24 protein-coding genes are annotated in these 25,840 nt (G+C 53.7%); 17 read left to right on the forward strand and 7 right to left on the reverse strand.

What is annotated here, in order from left to right; genetic code table 11:
* Positions 1 to 93 precede the first annotated feature (93 nt).
* The 3 genes from P1P89_02495 to P1P89_02505 all read left to right on the forward strand — a co-directional run bounded on the left by P1P89_02495 (position 94) and on the right by P1P89_02505 (position 2,284).
* Positions 94 to 324 (forward strand): MaoC/PaaZ C-terminal domain-containing protein, encoded by a 231-nt coding sequence (locus P1P89_02495; GenBank protein MDF1590359.1) that lies wholly within the window; start codon positions 94 to 96, stop codon positions 322 to 324.
* A 63-nt stretch (positions 325 to 387) separates the two neighbouring features.
* A complete protein-coding gene (locus tag P1P89_02500; GenBank protein ID MDF1590360.1) occupies positions 388 to 1,776 on the forward strand; it encodes an FAD-linked oxidase C-terminal domain-containing protein in 1,389 nt (462 codons plus the stop codon).
* Positions 1,777 to 2,104: 328 nt separating this feature from the next.
* Positions 2,105 to 2,284: a hypothetical protein gene (locus tag P1P89_02505; GenBank protein MDF1590361.1), complete on the forward strand. Its 180-nt coding sequence runs from the start codon at positions 2,105 to 2,107 to the stop codon at positions 2,282 to 2,284.
* Between the two features lie 117 nt (positions 2,285 to 2,401).
* Here P1P89_02505 and P1P89_02510 read toward each other — a convergent pair whose 3' ends face one another.
* A complete protein-coding gene (locus tag P1P89_02510; protein ID MDF1590362.1) occupies positions 2,402 to 3,157 on the reverse strand; it encodes a phytochelatin synthase family protein in 756 nt (251 codons plus the stop codon).
* 269 nt (positions 3,158 to 3,426) lie between these two features.
* Here P1P89_02510 and P1P89_02515 point away from each other — a divergent pair, with 269 nt between their 5' ends.
* The 4 genes from P1P89_02515 to P1P89_02530 all read left to right on the forward strand — a co-directional run bounded on the left by P1P89_02515 (position 3,427) and on the right by P1P89_02530 (position 8,558).
* Positions 3,427 to 3,855 carry a heme-binding protein gene (locus tag P1P89_02515; protein MDF1590363.1) on the forward strand — a complete coding sequence of 143 codons (429 nt, stop codon included), beginning with the start codon at positions 3,427 to 3,429 and terminating at the stop codon, positions 3,853 to 3,855.
* Between the two features lie 40 nt (positions 3,856 to 3,895).
* Positions 3,896 to 5,347 (forward strand): 4-hydroxyphenylacetate 3-hydroxylase family protein, encoded by a 1,452-nt coding sequence (locus P1P89_02520; GenBank protein ID MDF1590364.1) that lies wholly within the window; start codon positions 3,896 to 3,898, stop codon positions 5,345 to 5,347.
* A gap of 264 nt (positions 5,348 to 5,611) precedes the next feature.
* A complete protein-coding gene (locus P1P89_02525) occupies positions 5,612 to 8,086 on the forward strand; it encodes a glycogen/starch/alpha-glucan phosphorylase (GenBank protein MDF1590365.1) in 2,475 nt (824 codons plus the stop codon).
* Positions 8,087 to 8,102: 16 nt separating this feature from the next.
* Entirely contained in the window at positions 8,103 to 8,558 is a 456-nt protein-coding gene (locus P1P89_02530; protein MDF1590366.1) for an amidohydrolase family protein, read from the forward strand.
* A gap of 68 nt (positions 8,559 to 8,626) precedes the next feature.
* On the opposite strand, the gene P1P89_02535 is transcribed toward P1P89_02530, so the two are convergent.
* Positions 8,627 to 9,655 (reverse strand): MASE3 domain-containing protein, encoded by a 1,029-nt coding sequence (locus P1P89_02535; GenBank protein MDF1590367.1) that lies wholly within the window; start codon positions 9,653 to 9,655, stop codon positions 8,627 to 8,629.
* 339 nt (positions 9,656 to 9,994) lie between these two features.
* On the opposite strand from P1P89_02535, the gene aroH reads away from it, so the two are divergent.
* From aroH to P1P89_02565, 6 genes are all read left to right on the forward strand, one after another.
* A complete protein-coding gene (gene aroH, locus P1P89_02540; GenBank protein MDF1590368.1) occupies positions 9,995 to 10,492 on the forward strand; it encodes a chorismate mutase in 498 nt (165 codons plus the stop codon).
* A gap of 97 nt (positions 10,493 to 10,589) precedes the next feature.
* Complete coding sequence (locus P1P89_02545; protein ID MDF1590369.1) at positions 10,590 to 11,351, forward strand: SUMF1/EgtB/PvdO family nonheme iron enzyme; 762 nt, start codon at positions 10,590 to 10,592, stop codon at positions 11,349 to 11,351.
* 96 nt (positions 11,352 to 11,447) lie between these two features.
* Positions 11,448 to 11,756 carry a putative quinol monooxygenase gene (locus P1P89_02550; protein ID MDF1590370.1) on the forward strand — a complete coding sequence of 103 codons (309 nt, stop codon included), beginning with the start codon at positions 11,448 to 11,450 and terminating at the stop codon, positions 11,754 to 11,756.
* Between the two features lie 220 nt (positions 11,757 to 11,976).
* A complete protein-coding gene (locus P1P89_02555; GenBank protein ID MDF1590371.1) occupies positions 11,977 to 12,768 on the forward strand; it encodes an SDR family oxidoreductase in 792 nt (263 codons plus the stop codon).
* Positions 12,769 to 12,894: 126 nt separating this feature from the next.
* Positions 12,895 to 14,148 (forward strand): aldo/keto reductase, encoded by a 1,254-nt coding sequence (locus tag P1P89_02560; GenBank protein MDF1590372.1) that lies wholly within the window; start codon positions 12,895 to 12,897, stop codon positions 14,146 to 14,148.
* A gap of 15 nt (positions 14,149 to 14,163) precedes the next feature.
* Positions 14,164 to 15,111, forward strand: a complete 948-nt coding sequence (locus P1P89_02565) for a class I SAM-dependent methyltransferase (GenBank protein ID MDF1590373.1) — start codon at positions 14,164 to 14,166, stop codon at positions 15,109 to 15,111.
* Positions 15,112 to 15,130: 19 nt separating this feature from the next.
* On the opposite strand, the gene P1P89_02570 is transcribed toward P1P89_02565, so the two are convergent.
* The 3 genes from P1P89_02570 to P1P89_02580 form a co-directional block, all read right to left on the reverse strand.
* Entirely contained in the window at positions 15,131 to 16,321 is a 1,191-nt protein-coding gene (locus P1P89_02570; GenBank protein MDF1590374.1) for a hypothetical protein, read from the reverse strand.
* A 184-nt stretch (positions 16,322 to 16,505) separates the two neighbouring features.
* Positions 16,506 to 16,838: a hypothetical protein gene (locus tag P1P89_02575; protein MDF1590375.1), complete on the reverse strand. Its 333-nt coding sequence runs from the start codon at positions 16,836 to 16,838 to the stop codon at positions 16,506 to 16,508.
* A 248-nt stretch (positions 16,839 to 17,086) separates the two neighbouring features.
* On the reverse strand, positions 17,087 to 18,355 hold the full coding sequence (locus P1P89_02580; protein MDF1590376.1) for an MFS transporter: 1,269 nt from the start codon (positions 18,353 to 18,355) through the stop codon (positions 17,087 to 17,089).
* A gap of 486 nt (positions 18,356 to 18,841) precedes the next feature.
* On the opposite strand from P1P89_02580, the gene cfa reads away from it, so the two are divergent.
* Both cfa and P1P89_02590 read left to right on the forward strand, forming a co-directional pair.
* Positions 18,842 to 19,972 (forward strand): cyclopropane fatty acyl phospholipid synthase, encoded by a 1,131-nt coding sequence (gene cfa / locus P1P89_02585; protein ID MDF1590377.1) that lies wholly within the window; start codon positions 18,842 to 18,844, stop codon positions 19,970 to 19,972.
* Positions 19,973 to 20,228: 256 nt separating this feature from the next.
* Complete coding sequence (locus P1P89_02590) at positions 20,229 to 20,405, forward strand: hypothetical protein (protein MDF1590378.1); 177 nt, start codon at positions 20,229 to 20,231, stop codon at positions 20,403 to 20,405.
* 2 nt (positions 20,406 to 20,407) lie between these two features.
* Here P1P89_02590 and P1P89_02595 read toward each other — a convergent pair whose 3' ends face one another.
* Entirely contained in the window at positions 20,408 to 20,554 is a 147-nt protein-coding gene (locus P1P89_02595) for a hypothetical protein (GenBank protein MDF1590379.1), read from the reverse strand.
* 92 nt (positions 20,555 to 20,646) lie between these two features.
* Here P1P89_02595 and P1P89_02600 point away from each other — a divergent pair, with 92 nt between their 5' ends.
* Entirely contained in the window at positions 20,647 to 22,104 is a 1,458-nt protein-coding gene (locus P1P89_02600; protein MDF1590380.1) for a 30S ribosomal protein S1, read from the forward strand.
* A 221-nt stretch (positions 22,105 to 22,325) separates the two neighbouring features.
* On the opposite strand, the gene P1P89_02605 is transcribed toward P1P89_02600, so the two are convergent.
* Entirely contained in the window at positions 22,326 to 23,207 is an 882-nt protein-coding gene (locus P1P89_02605; protein MDF1590381.1) for a hypothetical protein, read from the reverse strand.
* A gap of 226 nt (positions 23,208 to 23,433) precedes the next feature.
* Between P1P89_02605 and P1P89_02610 the strand changes: the two genes are divergently transcribed.
* The gene (locus P1P89_02610; protein MDF1590382.1) at positions 23,434 to 25,791 is read left to right on the forward strand and encodes a hydratase; all 2,358 of its coding nucleotides are present in this window, start codon (positions 23,434 to 23,436) and stop codon (positions 25,789 to 25,791) included.
* The last annotated feature ends 49 nt before the right edge of the window (positions 25,792 to 25,840 follow it).

A 25,840-nucleotide genomic window follows, 5' to 3' on the forward strand; every position in this document is an offset into this window, starting at 1 on the left:
TCCGGCGCTGAAACCGCAACAATACCGAATGCCCTGAAATCCGCAGTGATCGCAGGGGATTGGAAATTGAAACAGATACAACCGGTGAGATACATGTCGGAACCAAACTTTAGACAACTGCACGGTTACTACCTTGAAGACATAACGGTGGGAATGAGCGCGGTTTATTCCCGGGTCTTGACGGAAGAGCGGGTGAAACTTTTTGCGGATGTGTCCGGCGATATCAATCCGCTTCATCTGAATGAAACCTTTGCGTCGCAAACCCGTTTCAAAAAACGGATTGTTCATGGAGGGAAAAGGGGTCTGATGGACGCCGTCGAATGATCAATGTTTTTCCTGAGACAGGCGCTATTATAAAAATCTAACAGCAGAACGGAGGGCAACCCATTGCATCCCGACATACTCGAATGTTTAAAAGAAATCGTTGGCGAAAATAATGTGAGGACCCAGATCATCGACAGGATCTCCTACGCATCCGACGCGTCCGAGTTCAAGCATCTTCCGGACGCCGCCGTCTGCCCCACCACCACCCAACAGGTCGCAGCGATCATGGCAACGGCATTTCAGGAAAACATCCCGGTCACACCCCGGGGGGCGGGCACCAGCGTCTCCGGCCTGACGGTCCCGATCAAGGGTGGCATCGTGTTGGACTTGATTCAGATGAATAAAATTCTCAAGATCAGCCCGGAGGACCGCCTGGCGGTGGTGCAGCCCGGCGTTGTGTACGGCGACCTGGACCGGGCGCTGAAACCGCTGGGCTTTTCTTTTCCGCCGGAGCCGGCCAGCGGTAAGGTGGCCACCCTGGGCGGCAATGTGGCCACCAATGCCGGCGGCGTCAAGGGCGCCAAGTACGGGACCACCCGCAACTATGTCCTGGGGCTGGAGGTCGTATTGGCCGACGGTCAGATTCTGCGGACCGGCTCTCACACCTTAAAGTGCGTATCGGGCCTTGACCTCACCCGGCTCTTTGTCGGCTCGGAGGGGGTCCTGGGGGTCATTACCGAAATCATCCTCAGGATCGACCCGCGCCCGCCGGCTACTTCAACGGCCATGGCCACCTTTGAAAATCTCAGCGATGCCGGACGGGCGGTGGCCGCGATCATGAAATCCGGGGCCGTCCCCAGCGTGCTGGAAGTGATCGACCGCAACTGTATCCTGGCCATCAACCAGAATACGAAAATGGACCTGCCCGAGGCGGCGGCCATCCTGCTGGCGGAAACCGACGGCAGCACCCAGACCGAAACGGAGTCCCAGATGGCCAAAATCACAAAAATCTTCCAGGCAAACAACGCTTCCGGCGTTCGCATGGCCCAGACCGCGACAGAAGCCGAAGCCCTGTGGGCCGCCCGCAAATCCGCCTATCCGGTGATTGCCCGGCTCAACAACACGGTCATCAGTGAAGATACCACCGTACCGATTTCAAAGGTGGTCGATATGCTCGAGGTGATCGCGGAACTTGCCGTCAAGTACGATATCCTGCTGGTCACCGTAGGGCACGTGGCCGACGGCAACCTGCACCCGCACTTTACTTACGACAGCACCGACCCCTATGTATCGCGCCGGGTGACGGAAGCCCGGGCCGAACTGTATCGCCGGGCCATCGAACTGGGCGGAACCCTCACCGGGGAGCACGGCATCGGTCTCGGCAAAGCGGATTTCATGTCCCTGGAACACAGTGCGGTGGCCATGGGGGTGATGCGCCGGATCAAACAGGCCCTGGATCCCAAAAATATTCTGAACCCGGGCAAAATGGATCTGGATGTTTGTACGGAATAGTATGTTGACAACCGCTGTAACCGTGAATATTTTTTCCCTCATAAACAACCCGATGTGAAAATAATGCTTGCCAAGCCGGTATAATATAATATAGACAACGGCACGACGGATATATTCGTCGCAAATAGGAATCCAGCCAATCTCCGTTCTAAACGGTATTAAAATCCTGGTTTATTTCCCATTTTTCGCGTTTGATTTACATAAATCTCAGTATTTACAAAAGGCTGTGAAAACACGAGGGACACTGAAGGACCTTCGCGCGATAGTGCAGCGGGGGGTGGCCGGTATGAATGAATCAACTGATAAAAGAAGAAGGATTAAAAGATTAATGGAAGAAGCGAAACTAAAACAAATTGAAGCAAAATTGTTCCAACTGCTGGCACAGTTCAATCAGGGCAGCAATCAGAAGGCCTCCGCCCCAAAAACAGCCGGCAATGTCAGGGTCATCCGTCGCCGCAAAGGCAACCCGGACGTGCATATCTCCCAAGAAGCCGGGGAGCTTTGTTAAGATATCGTCAAACGCCACTTAGCGTCATTGCCGAAAACATATTCCGATTGAACGATAATCCTGATGTTTTTTTGACATCTGTTACAAAAATAATCGACTCGTAAAATAACGGACCGGTTATGTCAGTTTTATAAAAACATATCCGCCGGTCCGGTATCCGAACAGTCTCAAAATCGGATTATAGCTGCTGAATAGACCCTTGCAGAAAGTATCAAAAGGGACCCGGTAGGGGTTTGCCTGATCCGGGTCCACGTCCAGAATGATCACCTGGCCGCTTTGGGTATCAAATCCGCCCACCGGTGAAATATGGGGAATGTTCAGGGTCTTGACAAACGCACCCTGACCAAAGTGGGCGATGATCAGAGAGTCTCCCTTTGTCTCAAAATCGGTCAGGCGGTCGCGCAGTTCTTCCCTTTTCCTTTCCGCCGGACCGGCACCCTGCGCGCCCGGGACGGTTTCGATGGTTTTATAAGCGACGCCGTAAATATCGAGGCTGCTTTTGACGATCTCTCCCAGAAGCGGCAGGGGCAGTCCCCGCCTGCCGTTGTGGCCTTCGGCGCTCATCCTTTCCTTCCAATAGCCGGTCCGAACCTTCTGGAGAATATCCATTTGGGTGATGGGCTGCGACCGGCCGACCTGCACCTCCCGAATGGCATTGACGGCCATGACAACGCTTGCCACCGAACAGGACGCCTCATGATACTGTTTAACGTAATGCCTGAAGAGTGCCGCCTTCAATGCCTGGCCATCCTGGCGAGACGGCTCCTGGAGGTAGACGGCTCCGCCGGGACCGAAGGGACCGGTGCCGGTTATTTTATGAAAAAGGTACGGTCCGTAAAGGAGTCCGCGGATGACGAATCTTCTGAAACGCATATGGTTTTTTTCCTGTCGGAAGTAGGCTGATTTCTATAATATACCCATTGTTAGCATAGAATCCACCCCTTTGGGATAAAAATTTTCCAGCCGTTCCAACGAAAGAAACGATCGGGTTTAGGCGCTGTTGCAAGTCTAAAGAACCGGTACAAACCCGCCCTTTTGAACATTTCACTTTTTATCAACGCCGGGGTTTGATATAATCCCCGATAATTTATAGTTTTGATTACCGTCCGTTGTTCGTCAATCCAAATGAGGAGGCTCACCCCATGAAAATGGTTCCCAAACTGACTATGGAAGACGCAAGGGTCATGATGCAGGCCGCAGAGAAGAAAGCCGCAGAGATCGGCGTCGATATGGATATTGCCGTCACCGACGACGGCGGCCACCTGATGATGTTCCATCGCATGGACAACGCCCGCGTCACCAGCATCGACATCGCCATCAACAAGGCCTTTACCGCCGCTGCTGCGCGCAAATCCACCCGCGCATACGGTGAGGTCGGACGGGCGGGCGGCCCTGCATTCGGCATCCATACCAGCAACGGGGGCCGTTTTATGCTTATCGCCGGCGGCCTCCCGATTTTTTGGGACGATCAGATCGTGGGGGGTATGGGCTGCAGTTCCGGCACGCCCGACCAGGACGAGGAGGTTGCCCGGGCCGGTATCGACGCCCTATTGTCAAGCCCGAAAAAATAGGCCGCTACGGCAGCGGCATCCCCGGCAAAAAGGAGGCGTTATGGGGTTGATGACGGCTGAGCAGTACGAAGAAAGCTTGCGGAAACTGAACCTGGTCGTATATCAGTTTGGAAAGCGTGTGGAAAATGTGGTGGATGATCCCATCATCCGCCCCTCCATGCTCGCGGTGGCCAAAACGTATGAACTGGCCCACCGGCCTGAACACGCGGACATCATGACCGCGACTTCCCACATCAGCGGCAACCGGATCAACCGCTTCACCCACATCCATCAAAGCGTGGATGATCTGGTGAAGAAAAGTCAGATGGGACGCCTGCTGGGCAGAGAGACCGGATGCTGTTTTCAACGATGCGTGGGCATGGATGCGATCAACGCCCTCTCCATCGCAACATACGCCATCGATGAGAAAAACGGGTCCGCCTGCCACGAACGGTTTTTAAAATACCTTGAATATGTCCAGCGCAACGACCTGACCTGCGATGGGGCCATGACCGATGCCAAGGGTGACAGAAGCCTGCCCCCTTCCCGGCAGCCGGACCCGGATGCATACCTTCATGTGGTCCGGGAAACCCCGGACGGCATCGTGGTCCGGGGCGCCAAGGCCCATCAGACCGGTGCGGTCAATTCCCATGAAATCATCGTCCTGCCGACCCTGAACATGCGGGCGGAAGACAGCCGCTACGCGGTCTCCTTCGCCCTACCCAGCGACACCGAGGGGATTGTCTATATCATGGGGAGACAATCCTGCGATACGCGCAAGCTCGAGGACGGAACCCTGGACCGGGGCAACGTGATCTTTGGCGGGCACGAAGCCCTGGTGGTTTTCGAAGACGTGTTCGTTCCCTGGGAACGCGTCTTCATGAACGGGGAGCACGAATTTACCGGTCAGTTGGTGGAAACCTTCGCCGCCTATCACCGCCAGAGCTACGCCTTCAAGGTGGGCGTCGGGGATGTCCTCATCGGGGCGGCCCAGACCGTGGCGGAGTACAACGGCGTTGAAAAGGCCGCGCACATCAGGGACAAACTCGTTGAAATGAACCACCTCAACGAAACCCTTTACTGCTGCGGCATCGCGTGCGCTTCCCAGGGTCACCGGGAAGCCGGCGGCACCTACCTGGTGGACATCCTGCTGGCCAACGTCCACAAGCACAACATCACCCGGTTTCCCTATGAAATCGCCCGTATCGCCCAGGACATCGCCGGCGGGTTGATGGTGACGCTGCCGTCCGAACAGGACCTGCGGTCTCCGGAAACCGCCAAATGGCTCGAAAAATATCTCATGACCCGCGCGGATGTACCCACCGAACACCGCCTGCGGATCCTCCGGCTCATCGAGAACCTCACCCTGGGAACAGCCGCCGTCGGGTATCTGACGGAATCTCTGCACGGCGCAGGATCGCCCCAGGCCCAGCGGGTAATGATCTCCAGGCGGGTCAACATGAAGGAAAAACAGGATGCCGCAAAAAAATTGTGTGGCATTGAAAAGCCTTAACAAAACGTCGAGCAGCGGCATCTCCCGGGAAAAAAACCGGCCCGCGAGCTACTCGGTCATCAGGGAATAATAATGGACGATCATACTAAAATGCATCGCCCGGTGGAAATAGACGCGGCCGTGGCCGGGCCGCTTTTCATGTTGAATTTTGTTGCTTGCACGCAAAAACTTGGCTAAATAGACAATACTCTTTACAGGTTCCTGCGAAAAATCATTTCATCAGCATACAGGCGGTTAACCCTTTATCTGTCGGGAGGTTTCTTAATGGACCCAAATGTTCAAGACCCGAGCGGCAGACACGTCCCCGCAACCATTGAAACAGACTCCCTGAAAAACGATATCCGCCGTCACATTCTGTTTACCCTGGGCAACGATCCGGATAAAACCGATCTGTATTCCATTTATATGGGGCTGGCATACTGTGTGCGCGACCGTCTGCTGGAGCGCTGGGTTAAAACCCAGCGCTCGCTTTATGATACGCTGGCCAAGCGGGTCTATTTTCTATCCCTGGAATTTCTGCCGGGCCGGTTTCTTAAAAACTATCTCATCAGCCTGAATATGGAGGAAGAGGCCCGCCGGACGCTGCAGGATATGGGGATTGATCTGGACGACCTGGAGGAAGAGAAATGGGACGCCGGCCTCGGCAACGGCGGCCTGGGGCGCCTGGCGTCCTGCTACATGGACTCCCTGGCCTGTCTTAACCTGCCGGGATACGGATACGGCATCCTTTATGACTACGGCATCTTTCATCAGGTCCTGGAAAACGGCAGCCAGCGCGAACATTGCGACAATTGGCGCCGGCGCGGCAACCCCTGGGAGATCAAGCGCTCCCAGCATCTCGAGCCGATCCGTTTCTACGGCCGATCCGAACCGTACCGCGACACCACGGGACGGCTCCGCTACCGCTGGGTCGGCGGCGAGATCGTCATGGCCATGGCCTGCGACATACTCATTCCCGGCTACGGTGACGAGTATGTCACCAATATGCGCTTGTGGGCCGCACAATCCAGCCGGGAATTCAACCTGGAAAACTTCAGCCACGGCGATTATATCGGCGCGGTCCAGTCCAAAGTGATGGGCGAGAACATTTCAAAAGTGCTCTACCCCAGCGATGAAATCGAAGCGGGTAAAGAGCTGCGGCTCAAACAGCAGTATTTCTTTGTCGCGGCGACACTGTCCGACATTCTCAGGCGTTTCAGGAAACAGAGCGATTCGTTTGCGGATTTTCCGGATTTTGTGGCCGTTCAATTAAACGACACCCACCCCACCATCGCCATCCCGGAACTCATGCGTATCCTGATGGACGAGCACGCCCTGGAATGGGACGATGCCTGGGCTGTTTGTGAAAAAACGTTCGCCTATACCAATCATACGGTCTTGCCCGAGGCTCTGGAAACCTGGCCGCTGGAACTGATCGGCCGGCTGCTGCCCCGGCATCTGGAAATCATTTATGAAATCAACCATCGCTTCCTGACGGCGGTGCGGAAAAAATACCCGGACGATCCGCACTTAGCTGCCGGGCTTTCCATTTTCCAGGAGGGCCCTTTGCAGCAGGTGCGCATGGCCCATCTCGCGGTCGTCGGCAGCCATTCGGTCAACGGGGTGGCCGCCCTGCACTCCCATATTTTGAAAACCGGCCTGTTCAGGGATTTCGACCGGATTTTCCCCGGTCGCATCCAAAACATCACCAACGGCATCACACCCCGCCGGTGGCTGCTCCAGGCCAATCCGTCGCTGTCGCGGCTGATTACGTCGGCCATCGGACCGGGCTGGATTAATGCACTCGACCTGCTTGAAAAACTGGCGCCCTACGCTGATAACCCCGAATTCCGTAGCGCCTGGATGGCATCGAAACTGGAAAATAAACACCGGCTGGTCCCCTACATTCTACGCAAAACCGGACAGGAGGCTGACCCCGACACACTGTTCGATGTGCAGGTCAAACGCATTCACGAATACAAGCGCCAGCTGCTCAATATCCTGCACGTGATCACCCAGTATAACCGCATCAAGGCAGACCCTGCGGCGGCGGTTGTGCCGCGCACCGTGATTTTTGCCGGAAAAGCCGCTCCGGCCTATTATCAGGCCAAACGCATCATCACATTGATAAATTCGGTGGCGGATGTGGTCAACAACGATTCCGAGGTCCGGCCGAAGCTGCGGGTCATTTTCCTGCCCAATTACTGCGTCTCCAATTCCGAAAAAATCGTTGCGGCCGCCGACCTTTCCGAACAGATTTCGACTGCGGGCATGGAAGCATCCGGAACCGGGAACATGAAAATGGCGCTGAACGGCGCCCTGGCCATCGGAACCCTGGACGGCGCCAACGTGGAAATTATGGAAGAAGTGGGCCGTGAAAATATCTTCATTTTCGGCCTGACGGCTGAAGAAGTAACGGACCTGCGCAGCAGCGGCTATGATCCCGCAAGCTATTACCAAACGGACACGGAGCTTAAGCAGGTTCTCGACATGATCGCCTCGGGTTTTTTTTCACCCCGCCGGCCGGAACTGTTTGCCCCGCTCATCAGTGCGCTGCGCGACCAGGGCGATTACTATATGCTCCTGGCGGACTACCGTTCTTACGTCACCGCCCAGGAAGCGGTCAGCCGGGTGTTTCAGGACCCGGATGACTGGGCCCGCCGCTCCATTCTCAACACCGCCCATATGGGTAAGTTCTCCAGCGACCGGTCCGTCATGGAATATGCCGATAACATCTGGCGGGTCAAACCCTTGGCCTAAAACGCGGGAGGTCCCCATGATTATCGACTGCCATTATCATTTAGAACAGCGCCTGCTGCCGGTTGCAACGGAACTGGCCAAAACCGGAAAACCGCTCCTGATTCATGCCGGCTTTGATGCCCACGGAGATTATGAGACGCTCTTAGAGGAGGTCCCGGAACTCAAGCTGATTCTGGCGCATGCGGGTTACCCGCTTTATGCCAACGCCTGGAAAAAAATCAGAGAAAACAAACAGGTGACTGTCGATCTTTCCCAGACAAGCTTTCTTAATGAAAAGACCACCCGCCTGGCAATCGAAACCCTCGGTACGGAAAGATGCCTCTTTGGCACCGACGGGCCTTATGGCGTTCACGGGGGTGACGGTCTGTTTGATTACGGCTTTATCAAAAGAAGGATTGAAAAATTATTTCCGGATAAAGGAATTCAAAATCGGCTTCTGGGAGGAAATTTTATGGAATCTGTCGGTATCTGAAGGGTTAAAGAGGGGGGCTCTCCAAATGAAAAAAATTGAGCCGCGATCCCTTGAACCCTCTCTCTAAACTACTTGGGAGAAGGATCAGATTCATAAATATCAAGTTCCGGATAAAGTTTTTTGGCACAATCCGGGCAGATGCTGTGGCTGAATTCCGCATCGGAATGTTCCTGGATGTAGGCTTCTACAACTTTCCAAAACCCCCTGTCATCACGGATTTTCTTGCAGCTAGCGCAGATAGGTAAAATGCCTTTCAGCGTTTTGATTTCATTCAAGGCTTTCTGCAGGTCGTTTCTCTGTCTGCGCAACTCCGCTTCACTTTTTTTCAGTTTCCTGAACATCAGGCTGTAGGGTTTTTCCAGACCGGTCTGAACCACCGCTATGTATATGAGGTAAAATGAAACCAGTTTTAAATAGTGACCGATCAGGTTGGAAAGCCCATATACGCTGATATAAAAGGTAAACATCAACTCAGCGCCGATGGTCAGAAACAAAGAAGTCGTCAGCAGTATAAAAACCGCCGGATCAAATTCAGTCCTGGATTTAATAATGAAAGCGATCGCTATCACCAGAAACAAGGAAATGATGTATTCGCTGATTTTTTTAAAGGCGGTAAGGCCGGTCGTTTCCGTAAAGCAGTCCGGGAACCATCCCGGATAAAAAATTGAAAAGAGAAGCAAGCCTGTGAACATGGCGTAAATTCCCATGAGCCGTTCAGCGTTCAATTTCTTTTTCAGAAATACGACGGCGACCAACAATGAGAGACTCTCCATATAACGGACGGCGATCCATAGCTGGGTCGGCAGGTTGGCATCATACCCCAAAAAGACCCCCATCCCTTTATAAGCCAATGTGTGCAGCAAGTCGATGGTGCCGATAAAAAGATAGGCAACCCCTAAGAACAGCAGATAGTTATTTTCCAGAAAAGCTCTTGAGTGCCAGGCTACGATAAATATTCCACACGCGGTAAAGATGCTGAAAAGTTCCGCCAGACTGTGAAATAAAAGATAATTGTACAAGCTGGTCATATACAGAAACGGAAGAGAGACAAGCACCAGAATGAGCTTATTGAGGTTAATGACTTTAGTGTCCATCATGTCTGTAAGATGTTTAAAAGGATTTATTAATATTTTACTTATAACAAAAGAATGACCCCGACAGCAAGCTTAAAAACGTTTTCCGGCCGCAAATAAATATCCAGAAAAATAGCAGATTTTTTTCACTTTGTTAAATAAACTGAGAGCAGTAAGATCTGGCAGCCTTCACCATGAAACCCCGGCTCGACTTCAATCCCGGTAATGATCTTCTGGGAATTATACAAAATATATTTGCCCGTGGGGTGTTTTCTTTACTTTCTGTATCATTCCCGCTATAAATGGTACTCGATCTTAAAAGAGACAGGATCAGGGATACGTTCTCGTCATTAAGGAGAATCCATGCCAAACCAGAAAGACCCGTCCGGGGCAGGCCGCTCCCCGATCATGTGCCGGGGGGTGCGCGGCGCAACCACCGTTTCGGAAAATACCCGCGACGCTATTCTGGAGGCCACGCGCGAAATGCTCTTCATCATCATCCGCGTCAACGATATCCGCCCCGGAGACCTGGCCAGCGCGTATTTCACCACCACCGTCGATCTGGACGCGACCTACCCGGCCCTGGCCGCACGGCAGCTGGGCTGGTATGACGTCGCCCTGATGTGCGGGCATGAGATGCAGGTGCCCGGCGGCCTTGCGCACTGCATCCGCGTGATGCTCCATTGGAACACCGCTCGCAGCGCCGGAGAAATCATTCATGTCTACCTGCGCGACGCCAAAAATCTGCGGCCGGATCGTACCACCCTGCCGGAAATCCATGAAAAAGAGCTTGAAAGAATTATCAGTGATTTTGACATGCGGTCGCTGACCTTTGACGCGGACGGCATTAAAAAAGGATGACATAAAAAAACAGATGTAATAAAGTGATGATCTGATTGATAATGGTTCGAAGGTTGTATACGATTGCCCGTTCCCAACACCTGAGGAGTTTTTCTTTTTGGAAGACCGCTGGAATATAAACCGTCAGATTGGTGTCGGGCCTCTCCCGGAAAAAATTGTTTCACCCATCGACGGGGCTGAAATGGTACGGGTGCCCAAAGGCGCCTTTACCCAAGGTATATCAGAAGAAGAACTGATGCAGATTACGCTCCTGGAAGACCGCATCAATCCGCTATACGCAACCGAAGTGCCCGCCCGCAGTGTCTATCTCGAAGACTATTACATCGACAGATACCCGGTGACGAACTACCAGTATCGCAGGTTCATTAAAGAAACCGGGCATCGCAAACCGTTGCTGTTGAATGATCCGGACTGGAACCAGCCGATGCAGCCGGTGGTCTTTGTGGGCTGGGACGACGCCAGGGCGTATGCCGCATGGGCCGGAAAATCCCTGCCGACCGAATCCCATTGGGAAAAAGCCGCCCGGGGGACCGACCGCCGTTTCTGGGCATGGGGGCACGAGTTCTACCCGGACCGATGCAATTATAAAGGCTATGGGCTGGAACGCACGTCCGAGATCGGTCTTTTCGACAACGGCATGAGCCCCTATGGCTGCTACGACATGTGCGGCAATGTATGGGAAATGTGCGAAGGCCGCTGGCTGGAAGGACGCCTGCCCATGCGGGGCGGATGCTTCCTGGGTTCACCGGTGTCGGTGCGTGTCACCCGTCGCTGGACCCCGGAGGATACCGTTACCGGTGCCCACTGGCTGGGGTTCCGCTGCGTAAAAACCATTCCTTTGATGGCCGGCACCTCCTGATATCGGGAAAAGACCGGATACGGGACGCCGGTGGCATCATTTAGAACTGCGATCGACCATGCAACCGTACCTATACAACAACAAAAGGAGAAAAAAATGATCCATGTAATCGCTACGATTGAACTCAAACCCGGTTGTCGAGACAAATATCTGGACATCCTGCGCCAGAACATCTCCAGCGTGAAGGCTGAAAAAGGATGCCTGGTTTACGAACCCACGGTGGATTTCGATACGGATATCGCCATTCAGAAAAAAACCGGTGATGATGTGGTTACCCTGATCGAGTCCTGGGAAAGCGTCGACGCCCTGAAAAAGCACTTTGCCGAGCCCCACATGCTTGCTTACCGGGAAAAGGCCAAAGATCTTTTCAAAAAAATCAGGATCCGGGTGCTGCAGCCGGCTTAAGTGCATCGATTCGCAAATACAGTGATGTCTTTTGGGACGAGAATAATTCGGTATACTCACTCAGCACTAAGTCCTGAGGGCTTCGACCGTGTTCAGCCGGAGTCTAAATAAATACGGTGTCATATTTATGAGTCGAAGGACTGAAGGTTTAAAACCCTACTGATGGACGGATTGCCGAAACCTTGGACACCCTTTTTGCAGTGCCGAAAGGAACGGAATCATGGATCTTGGATTGCGGGGTAAGGCCGTTTTGGTCACCGGCGGCAGCCGGGGCATCGGACGCCACATCGCGCTCGCTTTTGCCGGGGAGGGCGCCGACGTGGCCGTTTGTGCCCGCAGCGAAGAAAAACTTAACCAGACGGGCCGGGAGCTAAGCGCACTGGGCGGCCGCACCCGCACCATCGTTGCGGATCTCTTTCAGAAAGCAGACTGCCAGCGCGCAATCGACCAGACCGTCCAGGCCTTCGGCCGCTTGGACGTCCTGGTCAACAATGCCTCCACCAACGTGTCCGGCTCTCTGCTGACGGCGGGCGACGAAGCCCTGATGGAACGGCTGATGGGGAAAACCCTTGCTTCAATGCGCTGCGCCCGGGCGGCGATTCCCCACCTGCAACAGGCCGGCGGCGGCCGGATCATCTGCATCGGGGGCCTGGCCGCGCGCAATCCCGGCAAAACCAGCCTCCCCTCCGGTTTGGGCAATGCAGCCCTGGCAAACTTTGCCAAGCACCTCAGCGACGAGGTTGCCGTCGACGGGATCCTGGTCAATGTCGTGCACCCGTCTTTCTGCAAAACAGACCGGTTCCCCGCCCGCGTCGCTGCCCGGGCCCGGGAGCGTGGCATCAGCCCGGCCGAGGCGGAAACCTCCTTCGCTTCCATGTTTCCCATTGGCCGCATCGTCGAACCGGCCGATATCGCGCCGCTGGTGCTCTTTCTGGCCTCACCGCATGCCGGCGCCATCACCGGCCAGAGCATCGCCGTGGACGGCGGCATGAGCCGCTCCGTCAGCTATTGACAAATCCGACGGCAAAGCCCTTGGGGACAGCAAGGCGTTTTTGCCGGCCCCGAGATCAACCCTAAACCGGGTTATCGTTCTTTATTTCAAATATTTCCTTTTGCTTTCAAGATGCAGGAGATGCCTATGGACGAAATAATTCACGTGTGGTCACGCCGGGATTTTTTAAAAAAAGCCGGAACCGCCGGCGCCGTTTCCATGCTGCTGCCATCCATTGCAGCAGGCGATAATTCCTTAAGATCGACGTCGCCCCCCGCATCGCCGCTGCCGGTCCGGCCCTTTGGTAAAACCGGAGTGGATGTTTCAATACTCGCCCTGGGCGGCTCATTTGATACCGAGCAAGGTCAACTCCTGCTGCGGCAGGCCTTGAATTTAGGCGTCACTTACTGGGAAACGGCCGAGGGATACCGAAACGGCCGCTCGGAGAAGGGGATGGGTAATTATTTTAAGAAATATCCCGGGGACCGCCAAAAAGTCTTTCTGTCCACCAAGACGGCTTCGCGCCGCCCCGCCGAAATGACCATCGCCCTGGAAGAATCGCTGCAACGCCTGAACACTTCTTATGTCGACCTGTATCTCTGGCACCGGATCGACTCACTGGAATCCCTTTATGACAGATCCGTGCGGGACTGGGTTGAAAAGATGAAAGGCGAGGGAAAGATCCGGCTTTTCGGCTTCAGCACCCATCAGGATATTGAAGCATCGATGCTGGCAGCTGCAAGGCTTGGCGGCATCGATGGCATTCAAATGTCTTACAACTTCAGGACGATGCATACCGACATGATGAAAAAAGCCGTTACGGCTTGTGCCGATGCGGGGATCGGCTTGACGGCGATGAAAACCGTGGCCAACGAATCTCGAGATCGTTTCCAGGGAGCGCCCCGGATGACGGAAGCGGAAATTGAACAGCTGACGCAGCTGACCGGACAATTTCTGAATAAAGGTTTTACCGACATTCAGGCCCGCCTGGTAGCTGTCTGGCACAACCCGCACATCACCAGCATCTGTTCCTATATGCCCAGCATGACGGTACTGGAATCGAATGTCAGTGCAGCCTTAAATGCGAACAAGCTCTCCCGCAACGACATGAACATCCTGAAACAGTATGCCCGGGCCACAGCGTCCGGATACTGTACCGGCTGCGCCGCTGTCTGCACGTCCGCAGTTGGCGGCGCCGTGCCCGTCCATGACGTGATGCGCTATCTGATGTACTATCACGGCTACGGCGAACAGGACAGTGCCAGGGCGCTGTTCAGAGAGCTTTCGCCGGAAACCCGCACCCGAATGATCCGCGCCGATTATTCCCGGGCGGAACAACGCTGCCCCCAGAAGATGGCCATCGGCAGCCACATGCAGGAAGCTGCCAGGATACTTGCGTAACAGGAGCTTACAGCGATGCCGGATTACCGCGACCAGGCGGACATGCTCGCCAACAGGGTAAAAAAGCGCCATGCCCACCTGCGCAGGCGTTTTGCCAGGGAGAACATCGACGTGTTCCGGCTCTACGACTGGGATATTCCTGAAATCCGGGCGGCCGTCGACTGGTATGCCGGGCATTTGGTCATTTCGGAATACATGCGCAAGCAGTCGACTCCGGAGTGGCTGCCGCTGATGGGAAGCGCTGTTGCCGCAGCTTTGGGGGTTTCTTCGGAAAACATTCATCTGAAAGAAAGACACGTGGGCTGTCAGGAAGGCAATCGGTATGAACGGTTTGCCAACACCGATAGAAAGATCGTGGTCTCCGAAAGAGACCTGCGGTTCAGTGTCAATCTCGATGATTACGTCGATACCGGACTCTTTTCCGACCATCGCAATACCCGGCAGCTGGTGAGAGAATCGGCCGCGGGCAAGGATTTCCTGAACCTTTACTGCTACACCGGATCCTTCACCTGCTACGCCGCTTCCGGCGGCGCCCGCGCGACGGTCTCCGTTGACCGGTCCGAAACAGCCATCCGATGGGCGAAAGAAAACATGGAACTGAACCGTATCCCGGAAGCAGGGAACACCCTGATCCAGTCCCATACCTATGATTTCATTGAAAAAGCCAAGCGCAGAAATCAATCCTTTGATCTTGCGATGGTTGATCCGCCGTCCTTTTCAACCAGTCGAAACCGAAAGCACGCCTTTGACATCGCAACGGATCACCCGACACTACTCCAGTCCGTAGTGGCGCTGATGCGGACCGGCGCTACGATCTTTTTCTCCACAAATCACCAGAACTTTAGACCGCACTTTGAAAAGCTGAAAATAACCGATGTTAAGGAAATCACATCGATGACGGTACCTGAAGACTACGCCAGCAAGAAGAAAAAAATCCACCGCTGCTGGAAAATCACAGTTTGATCCCACAGGATCGGAACCATTAATACGCCAGAAACTGCACATCCTTTGCCTTCATCACATCCTCGCCAAGCAGGTTGTACAGAATATGCGGATAAATATGCAAAATCCATCGCCGGGGGTCCCGATAGATAAAATTGACCTTGCCTTTATGCCTGAACCAGAGCGCTTCTGTTTCGATGTCCCGGAAGACTTCCAGCGTTTGAACCCTGCCTTCGCTTTCCAGGATCACAAAATCAGCCCCGTAAACCAAAACGCCCTTTTCCTGAAAAAAGGCATCGGCGACGCAGGGGGTTCCTTTGCTCAGCTTGCTGATATAGACCCCCCAGGGCTCGCCGTCGGGCCGGTAGGGCGACATCCGGTCGATGATGACGCCGTTTTGATTCTGCTGCTGCATATGGTCCATAAACTCCCCGGTAACGGACTTATATATCTGTCTTTTTTCATAAATGCTTGTGGCGCTGGGCTTTTTGTCCATGTTTTCCAGATGATAGGTATACACATACTGACGCTCGATGATTCGGGTTTCATTGGGTGCAAGGGCGGGGTCGCGCTCTTCGGTTTTTATCGCCGCCAGAACATTCAGGGTCTTAGTGTCCGGATCAATCCACTGGGCCCGCAGTTCCGGCGGTCTGTCCCTGTCGATAACGGCTATTCTTGCCGCCACCGGATTTTTGGGGTCATTGATATCGATAATGAAAATATCCCCGGTATTCGCCAGCAGGTATTCTTTGCCGTCATGGATATCAAAATCGATGGGGGAGATCACCGGTGTTATGTTGCCAAGTTTTTCCGGTTTCAGGTCGATTGCCGCGACCGGATCGAGTTCCGGGGTCAGCGCCGTCACCCGATTGTCCGCCAGGATAAAAAGATACTTTCCGTCGCTGCCGAGAAATCGGGTGATATCTCCCGGCGCCTTTAGTTTTATCCGCACGGCTTCTTTGAGATCACCGTCCAGCTTGACGATGGTCCCCAACAGGGCGTTCACCGAATAAAGGCTCCCGGCGCAGGCCGCGTAATCTTCGAAATCCTCTCCGGCTTCGGCGGTGGCCTTCAGGGTGAATTTCTTGTCCGCACCCAGCGTGTAGTTATGGATATATCCTTTTGAAAACACCATAAACCCTTTGATGGAGGCTTCCGCCGGTTTTATCCGGGCCAACGCCGGCAAAGCCGCGATCACAAGCAACAAAATGATGGCTGCACATTTTTTCATCCTGCACCTCAGCGCCTTGGAATTTCCCGTGATGGAAGGGTCTGTTTGTCTGGAGGGAAAAAGAGTGATGTAAAGAACGTTCTTTCGTTCAGCAGATTATTAACAATACCAAATCTGAGCGGATGACCACGGGCCCGGGCCCATGGCCATCCGTTCTTTTATTATAAAACTATTTATAAAACGACTAACGGCCGCCGGATCCGCGGCCAAATACGTCGCGACCCGCCAGGGGGTTGTATAGCTTTGTAATGGCAAATTTCATCACATCGATGCTTTTCATATCAAGGATTATTTTCCACAGGATCTCTTCCCCCTTCTCCGGAAGCACGCAGGCATTGGAAGCGTCAAAAGTCAGCCCCTCATAGCCTTTGACCAGTTTTTTCTGGTCCTTTGCGGTCATTCCCACTTGGACGGCCTGTTTGCCGTCGACCGTCTTGACCTGGCCGGCCAGTTCTGTATCCTGAAGCTGTTTGATTTTGTCATCATTGAGAAAAATATTAATGTAAGCGTCGGCCATTTTGTCACCTCCATATTTATAGGAATGTTATCAGAAAACTGTATCTCCAACCTAAACGCGCCATCTATAGAGCATTTCCATAACCGATGTCAAAGAAAATCTGACCGGAAAAACAGGGAATTGGGAATAGCCGACGATTTCAATGGGTACAAAAGCGTCGGCTGCCACAACCCGGATGATTGCTGCGGTTATAGGTAAAATCAGATAGCGTAAATAGTAAATTGAAGCAGCCCTTAACCCTTTCAGGATCAGGCGGGAAAACGGGTTTTGAGGGTTTCTGGCATGGAAATGAGCAGCGGCATCCGGATCAGCAGGTCGAGGGCGACAAAGGCCATGAACACATATTGCGGTCCGATTTTATCCCATATCAGACCTGCCAGGAACGCCATGGCGGCATTCAGCAGCATCCGGAAACAGCGCGTGATTCCCAGCCACCGTCCCATCTGATCGGCCGGCACCAGCTCCCGTTCCATTGCCATGGCGATGGGTGCGCCGATCCAGTAGAACCCTTGTAGAACTCCGGCAATGACCAGCCAGGCCGGGCTTGTCGCCCATACCAGGATGGCGTTGGATACCCAGAAAAGCGGGATGGTCAGGTATAGAACCCGTTTGCGGCCGATGCTGTCGGCCAGCCGCCCCAAGGGTATGGCAAGGACGATGGATGTCAGGGACGCCCCGGTAACCATGGCCGCCAGGATAAACCCGTCCGCCCCTTTGGCCTCATTGGCGAAAACCTGGGAAAATGGAAAAATCATGCCGAGGGGCAGATTGCCGATCGCAGCCAGGACCAGCCAACGCCTGAGATAGCGGCCCCCCCTGATAATCCCGTAAAGGTCTGAGAATAAATTCTGCGGGGATCTGTTGACGTTGTTCCATTTCCGGTTTGATAACTGCGTGTAAACCAAAAGCAGGCTGCCGATGCTGATGGCCAGGGCGACAAAGAATAACGGCCGGATGCCGTCGACGCTGACCCCGCCGAAAGCCGTTATCAGCCACGCGGCCAGCATGGGGCCGACCATCCCCAACAGCCCGGCAGCGACAGTCTCACAGATCGTCATACCGGTGGCCCGATCCTGGTTCTGCAGGCAATTCCCGCAAACCGTCGCACAGCTTTGGGTGCTGACTGATTGGCCCAGCCAATAGGCAATCATGGCAAAAATGGTAATCGTCCAGCCGCCGGCCAGGCTGTACATGAGATAGGAAATCGCCATAAAGCCGATGCCGGTGAGGTAGATTTTTTTGGGACCGGTCCGGTCTATGAACCAACCCACCAGCGGACTGGCCACGCCGGCGCAAATCATGCCGACGCTGTTCACCATCCCCAGCTGCGTCGCGCTGGCCCCCAGGGCCACGATATAGATGGACAGGTAGGGGAAAATCATCTGATAGGCAAGCTTGTCCAGAGATGTCCGGCCAACCGTAACTTTCCAGTCGCGCTGCTGCCGGTTTATGAAATGGAGCGCCGCGGAAAAAGAGCCCAAATGAGGCTTAATAGAATGATTGAGTCCGGTATTCATCAGTTGAATCTTTTATTTGGGAGGCACAGGCGGACCCACCAGTCTTTGTTTTAGGTGCGTGCAGATATTTCCTCAGCACCCCCGCCGAAATCTCTGGCAGGGCATCCGGCGGCGGTGAGAAAGAAATGCATGCCGCCGGGGTATTTATGGGACGCACGCTGGAAAGTCAAGGATTAACTCCAAGAAAAGATATGCGTAAGGGCCCAAAAATTTGACGTCCCTAGAGCGCAGCCACATCAGGGGACCCGTCCCTTTCCCGCCCGAAACGCCGGCACATGACCGTTTCCCCCGATGATCCGGCCTGTGGTTTTTTTATTGACGAATCAGGAATTCCCGGATAGAAATTAAGGGTCAAACAATCTTCATTCCTGCGCTTAATGCTCTGTGTTTCTCTCGGAAAACTATCTCCCCTGGCCTGACGCCTCGCTCTCAATCTTACGGAAGGTGTTCTCATTCGTATCTTTGCTATTCAGGAGGTAACCGTCTATGGCTGGAAATGCGCTGCTCCACAGATTTGAACGGCTGCTGGCCCTGGCCGATGTTGAAATCGGCGGAACGCGCGCATGGGATATCCACATCCATAATCAAGGGCTTTATACCCGTGTCATGACGGGCGGTTCGCTGGCTTTGGGCCAATCTTACATGGATGGCTGGTGGGATTGCCCCAGACTGGACGAGTTTTTTTTTCGAATTCTGCGGGCGCAGCTCGATACCATGGTAAAGCCCCGCACATGGCTGCTCGATTCCCTGAAAGTCGGGCTGTTCAACCGCCAGAAGCCGTCGCGAGCCTACCAGGTCGGATCGCATCACTACGATATGGACATCCATTTCTATCGGCACATGCTCGATGATCGGCTGATCTACAGTTGCGGTTTCTGGGAAACCGCAACCACCCTTGAAGCCGCCCAGGAAAACAAGCTGAATCTTGTCTGTCGCAAGCTGGATTTGCAGCCGGGCATGCGGGTTCTGGACATCGGATGCGGTTGGGGATGGACCGCCAAGTTTATCGCGGAACGGTTCGACGTCGAAGTTGTCGGCATCACTGTTTCAGACCGGCAGGCAGCCTATGCAAAAGAATTGTGCCGGGGACTCCCCATCGATATCCGCCTGCAGGATTATCGAAAGATTGATGAATCTTTTGATCGCGTTCTGTCCATCGGCATGTTTGAACATGTCGGTCACAAGAACTACGCCGGTTTTATGCGTGTCGTCAGGAATTGCCTGAAGGATGATGAAAGCCTCTTTTTGCTGCATACCATCGGAACAAACCAGTCTGACACCGTCACCGACCCCTGGATCGAACGCTACATCTTTCCGAATTCCATACTGCCGTCGGCCAAACAGATATGTGCCGCCGTCGAGGGAGTCTTCGTTCTGGAGGACTGGCACAGTTTTGGTCCGGATTACGACCGGACCCTGTTGCAATGGTTCCGTAATTTAGATAAAAACTGGGAAATCCTCAGTGCCTCCTATGACAACCACTTCTACCGGATGTGGAAATATTACCTGTTGTCCTGTGCCGGGTCTTTCCGCGCCAGAAAAAATCAGTTGTGGCAATTGGTGCTTTCTCCCAAAGGGATACTTCGCGGATACAGGACACAGCGCCATTACGTTTGAAAAATGGAATTGCCGAAAAAGCCCGGCCAAAGGAACATTCCTGGAAAAACGGCTATATTTATTGCCAATTAATTATCAGATGTGTTATTTATTAGAAAAATAATTGCCCCCTTTTTTCAGGGGGGGCTTGGGAATTTCTTTAGGAACGCACGTTAAAATCCTTTTTGCGAATACGTTACCGTATTTTCTGACACCTGTACTTAAATTGACCCTGACAAATGTTTCCGGAAACAATTACCAGCACCAGGGAGCTTTGTTGCAGCAATGGATAATGGGGGCAGACGATCAGCGGTCGATAGACGAATATCGTTCAATCCATCGCATGGGCCTGAAAGAAGGTCCGGTTTGGATAGACGAAGCGGTTTCGACCGTCGCAGCGAGCGTTACAGCCACCGGAGAGAGAAAGAGCGCCGAAACATTTAGAATATCCTGATGCTATCGCAAGAGCGCAGCCGCCGCCGCAAACGCTTTTTCCGTATCAGGCAGCCGGGTCATTTCCGGCACCACCTGAATATAGCGAACGATACCGTCTTTATCCACCAGCACCACCGATCGGGCCAACAGCAGCAATTCATCCATCAAAAACAAATTGCAAAATTAGTCCCTATCATGTATAGCCCCCAGCAAGCAGGCAGAGACTGCGGTGAACTGATTTTCATATGAGGAGCGTGGATATGTCAGACGACATCAACAACGAGAAAGAACACGAGGAAGAAAGCTTTGCCGATCTTTTCGAATCTTACAGCGCCGGCATGAAGGACGATCTCAAGGTCGGCGACAAGATAATGGCCAGGATCATTTCCATTGGAAAAAATTCGGTTTTTTTGGATACCGGCACCAAAGTTGACGGGGTTGTGGAGGGGGCGGAACTGCTGGACAAAGACGGAAACATGCCCTATCACGAAGGCGATGAAATTGAACTGTATGTAGTCTTGCAGAATGAGCATGAAATCCGGCTTTCCAAAGCCATTTCCGGTGTCGGCGGGATCGAGCTGCTGCAAGACGCCTTTGCCAGCGCCATTCCGGTGGAAGGAAAAGTCAGCGCTACCTGCAAAGGAGGATTCCACGTTGAAATGCTGCAGCGGCGCACTTTTTGTCCCATCAGCCAGATCGACGTCAACTTTGTGGAAACTCCCGAAGATTACGTGGGGCAGACATTTCAATTTTTGATTACCCAGTTTGAGGAAAGGGGCCGGAACATCGTTGTCTCCCGCCGGAAACTGCTGGCCAAGGCCATGGAAAAAGAAAAAGAAGCCTTTTTAGAGACCTTGAATAAGGGCGATCTTATAGAGGGCCGGGTCACCCGGCTGATGCCTTACGGCGCGTTTGTCGAACTGACCCCCGGCCTTGAGGGAATGGTTCATATTTCCGAGCTGAGCTGGTCCCGTGTAGACAAACCTGATGACATCGTCCAGGCCAATGACAGGGTCATGGTCAAAGTGGTGGACATCAGCGAAAGCGACAAAAAAAATCAGAAAAAAATCGCCCTGTCCATGAAACAGGTTTCCGGGGATCCCTGGGATACGGTTGCAGAAAAAATTCACGCCGGCGACAAAGTGAACGGAAAGGTTACCCGCTGCATGGATTTTGGCGCTTTTGTGGAAATCGCTCCCGGCATCGAAGGCCTGGTTCATGTCAGCGAAATGAGCTATGTCAAACGGATTATCAAACCCGACGACGTGGTCAAGCCGGGTGAAATGGTTTCCGTCCTGGTAAAGGAACTCGATCCCAAAGGACGGCGAATATCCCTGAGCCTCCGCGCAGCCGAGGGAGATCCCTGGCTGGAAGTGTCGGACAAGTTCCGGGTCGGACAGATCGTTACCGGAACCCTGGAGAAGAAAGAAAAATTCGGTTATTTTATCTCTCTGGCGCCCGGCATTACTGGGCTTCTGCCGAAATCAAAAATCAGCGCCTCCGAGAAACCCGCGGCCATCGAAGGGCTTAAGGTCGGTGATCCACTGGCCGTAACCGTTGAATCGATCCGTCTGCACGAACGAAAGATTTCACTGGCTGCCGGGGACGCAACCGACGAAGGCGCGTGGAAAAATTTCGCTCCGGCCGCACCCCAGGAACCCGCCGGCGATCTGGCTGAAAAGCTGCGCCAAGCCATGGCGGAAAAGAATAACAAGTAAAGGATCCGGACGCATAGCGAAGACTTTGGTTATCCTCAAAGGGGGCTTTGTTGGAATTTCATTCACCTGTTGAAATTCCAACCATGACATATTTGTAAAAAATCCTGAATCCCGTCATGCCTGCCCCGCACCGAGTGCGGGATAAACTGCGACAGTCATCCAGCCACGCTTTAGCGTGGCGAAATCACCGGATTCCACCCTTCTAAACTGTGTCGTGGTTGTTAAAATGAATTCTTGTTCTTGATATGTTTTGGAATCGCCGCCTGCAGTCGGCTGAATAGATTGTCCAGCAAATCTTCGGCCGCCCGAAGGTCTTTTTTTGAAGAAAAGGCCGATTCCAGTTCCTTGAAGATCTCCTCATAACGGGACAGCGGTACGTTCTTTCCCCATCGTTGGACCGGGGGTCGCGGATATTCTCCGTTTTCAAAAAAATAGTTGCACGGACCGGGTGCGTCTTTTCGGCGAAAAGGCCACCCCCTTTTCAAACCGGCAAATTCACGCAGGAGTTCCACCGACTCGGACCTTTTCCCAAAGTCAGCCGCTGTAATCGGGCGGCCGATGCGACCTTCAACCTCCCTGAAAAAAGCGGCCAACAGCCGGCGCTCGGTCACGATCAGGCCAAAGGGGTACCAGTGGTCCATCGCCAGGCGGAAGATTTGCAGATAAGACCGGGGCAACTGCCGCACACTCGGACAGAAGTAAATCCGGCAGGCCATGGCGCCGTAATAGCTCAGTCCGCGCCAGTCAATGCCGTTGTTGCCCGCCGCCGCCGGATGAAGCAGACAGCCGACCCGCCGGCCGTTTAGGCCGATCAGCCCCAGAAACGGGCAGTGGTAAAAATCCGGAAACGGTCTTTTGGGCGGTGTCCACCCTTCGATTTTTTTCTGGAATGCTTCGATGGCTTCAACGGTCCGGGGCATCCGGGCAAATTCTTCGGTTCGCCCGGTCAACATGGCTTCAAGCGATCCTTGCGAAAGATCTCTGACATTGTAAAGCCCGCAGCAGGCCCCGCAGGAGACCCTTTCGTCCACCTGGCAGAGATACACTTCGCCGGAGCGCTTGGTTGCTTCACTTTCCATACGCAAATTGTTTTTTGCCGACATGCTGAATCACAGTTTTTATAGGAAATTCTCCGGTGATTGAAATGCTGCATAATTTTGACAACTGCTATCATTAAAATCAACGATAATGTTTGTTTATCTCTAAAACCAGCTTTAAAACCAAATTGACAGAACCCTGTCCTTCAATTACACTGGCGTTGATGACAATGCTCGCCGTGAAATCCTAACAGGAATTTACTAAAACTTTATTCAAACGAAAAGGATGATCATGACCACCATCTCAAAGGCAAAGGGTATTTACCTGATCAACAATATGGAAGTCGTTGAAGACAATGACAAATCAACTCAGAAACGCGTTGACGCTGCCTGCCGGCGGCAGGGGCTGAAGGCAACCGAGGCCCAAAATCTGGTTCCCGACAAACTGAAACAGGAGACTATCGCCTACGGCATTCTCCAAAGTCACAACAAAGGCAGGGACAAAGAGTCGCTCAATATTTCCTTTGATTCCCTGGCTTCCCACGACATCACCTACGTCGGCATCACCCAGACTGCCCGGGCCGGCGGCCTGGAACGATTTCCCCTGCCCCATGTCCTGACCAACTGCCACAACAGCCTTTGTGCGGTGGGCGGCACCATCAACGAGGACGATCATGTCTTCGGTCTTTCAGCCGCCAAAAAATACGGCGGAATTTTCGTTCCCACCCATCTGGCGGTGATCCATCAGTATGTGCGCGAGATGATGTCCGGCTGCGGCCGGATGATTCTCGGGGCCGACAGCCATACCCGCTACGGCGCACTGGGGACCATGGGTGTCGGCGAAGGCGCCCCGGAACTGGTCAAGCAGCTCCTGGGTGAAACCTGGGACATCCAATATCCCGATGTCGTGGCCGTCTATCTGGAAGGTACGCCCCCCAAAGGGACCGGGCCCCAGGATGTCGCACTGGCCCTCGTCGCGGCCCTGTTTCAATCAGGATATGTCAAAAACAAGGTCATGGAGTTTGTCGGCCCGGGAATCTCAAACCTTTCGGTCGAGTTTCGCATCGGCATCGATGTCATGACCACCGAGACCACCTGCCTGAGTTCCATCTGGACTACCGACAAGGAAGTTAAAAAATATTACCGGGTCCACGGCCGCGAAAATGATTTTAGCGTGCTGGCACCGGGCCCTGTTGCGTATTATGACGGCCTGGTGCGGGTGGATCTGTCCAAAATAGAACCCATGATCGCCCTGCCCTTTCATCCCAGCAATGCCTACGCCATTTCAGATTTCAAGAAAAACGCCGGGGACATTCTTAGAAAAACGGAAAAAGAGGCCGCCGCTCTTTTTGACCGTCAGCGCGTCGCTTTTTCCCTTGCGGACAAGGTCAAGGGCAAAAAAGTCAAAATCGACCAGGGGATCGTTGCCGGTTGTTCGGGCGGCATGTTCGAGAATATCAGCGCCATGGCGGATATTATTGCTGGGGCCGATAATGCCGGCAGCAGCTTTCAGCTGAGCGTCTATCCGGCCAGCCAGCCGATCAATCTGGCGCTGACAAAAAACAAATCCATTCAAAAACTCCTGGCGGCCGGCGTTGTCATTCGCAGCGCCTTCTGCGGCCCCTGTTTCGGCGCCGGTGATACCCCTGCCAACAACGCCCTGAGCATCCGGCACACCACCCGCAATTTCCCGAACCGGGAAGGCTCAAAACCCGGCGAAGGCCAGATCGCGGCCGTCGCTCTGATGGACGCCCGCTCGATTGCCGCCACTTACAGAAACGGGGGCTATCTGACCTCTGCGGCCGAAACCCTCGACTATAAGGATCGTTATCCCTACCGCTTCGAAAAAGAAATTTACGATAAAAAAGTTTACAACGGCTTTCGCAAGCCGCTAAAAAAAGAAGCGCTGGTCATGGGTCCCAACATTGCCGACTGGCCGAAAATGGATCCGCTCCCCCGGAATCTGCTTCTCACGGTCGTTTCCATACTGCAGGATCCCGTCACCACCACCGACGAGCTGATTCCTTCCGGAGAAACAGCATCCTACCGCTCCAACCCGCTTAGGCTGGCGGAATTCACCCTGAGCCGGAAAGATCCGGGTTATGTCCAGCGGGCCAAGGACGTCCAGGCCATGTATCATGCCGCTAAAAACAGCTCGGCCGACAAACTTCCGGCCCAAATAAAAGCCATGTACAAAGTTATTTCCGCCCGGATTCCGGGATTCACCGATATGGACAGTCTCGCTAAAAATACCGGAATCGGAAGCCTGGTTTATGCCATAAAACCCGGAGACGGGTCCGCCCGCGAGCAGGCCGCCTCCTGTCAGAAGGTCCTGGGCACCTGGGCCAATATCGCCCGGGAATACGCCACCAAGCGCTACCGCTCAAACTGCATCAACTGGGGAGTTCTGCCATTTATTTCGGAGAGCGAAAAAATAAACTTTTCTTTGAACAGCTCCATTTTCCTGCCCGGAATCCGCACCTTGTTGGAAGAAGCTAAAGAGGATGTTTCCGGCTGGATCATCGAAAACAACACGGTGCGCCCGTTAAAGCTGTCTCTGCCCGGCCTGACGGAAAAGGACCGGCAAATCCTGCTGGCCGGCAACATGATCAACTACCAGGCCGGAAACCGGAAACTGAAGCGCCTGTAAGCTGATAAGAAGGGGTATGCGATAAGAAATAAGAACCCGGCTAAAGGCT

It is taken from the genome of Desulfobacterales bacterium, assembly GCA_029211065.1.
Classification (GTDB): Bacteria; Desulfobacterota; Desulfobacteria; order Desulfobacterales; family JARGFK01; genus JARGFK01.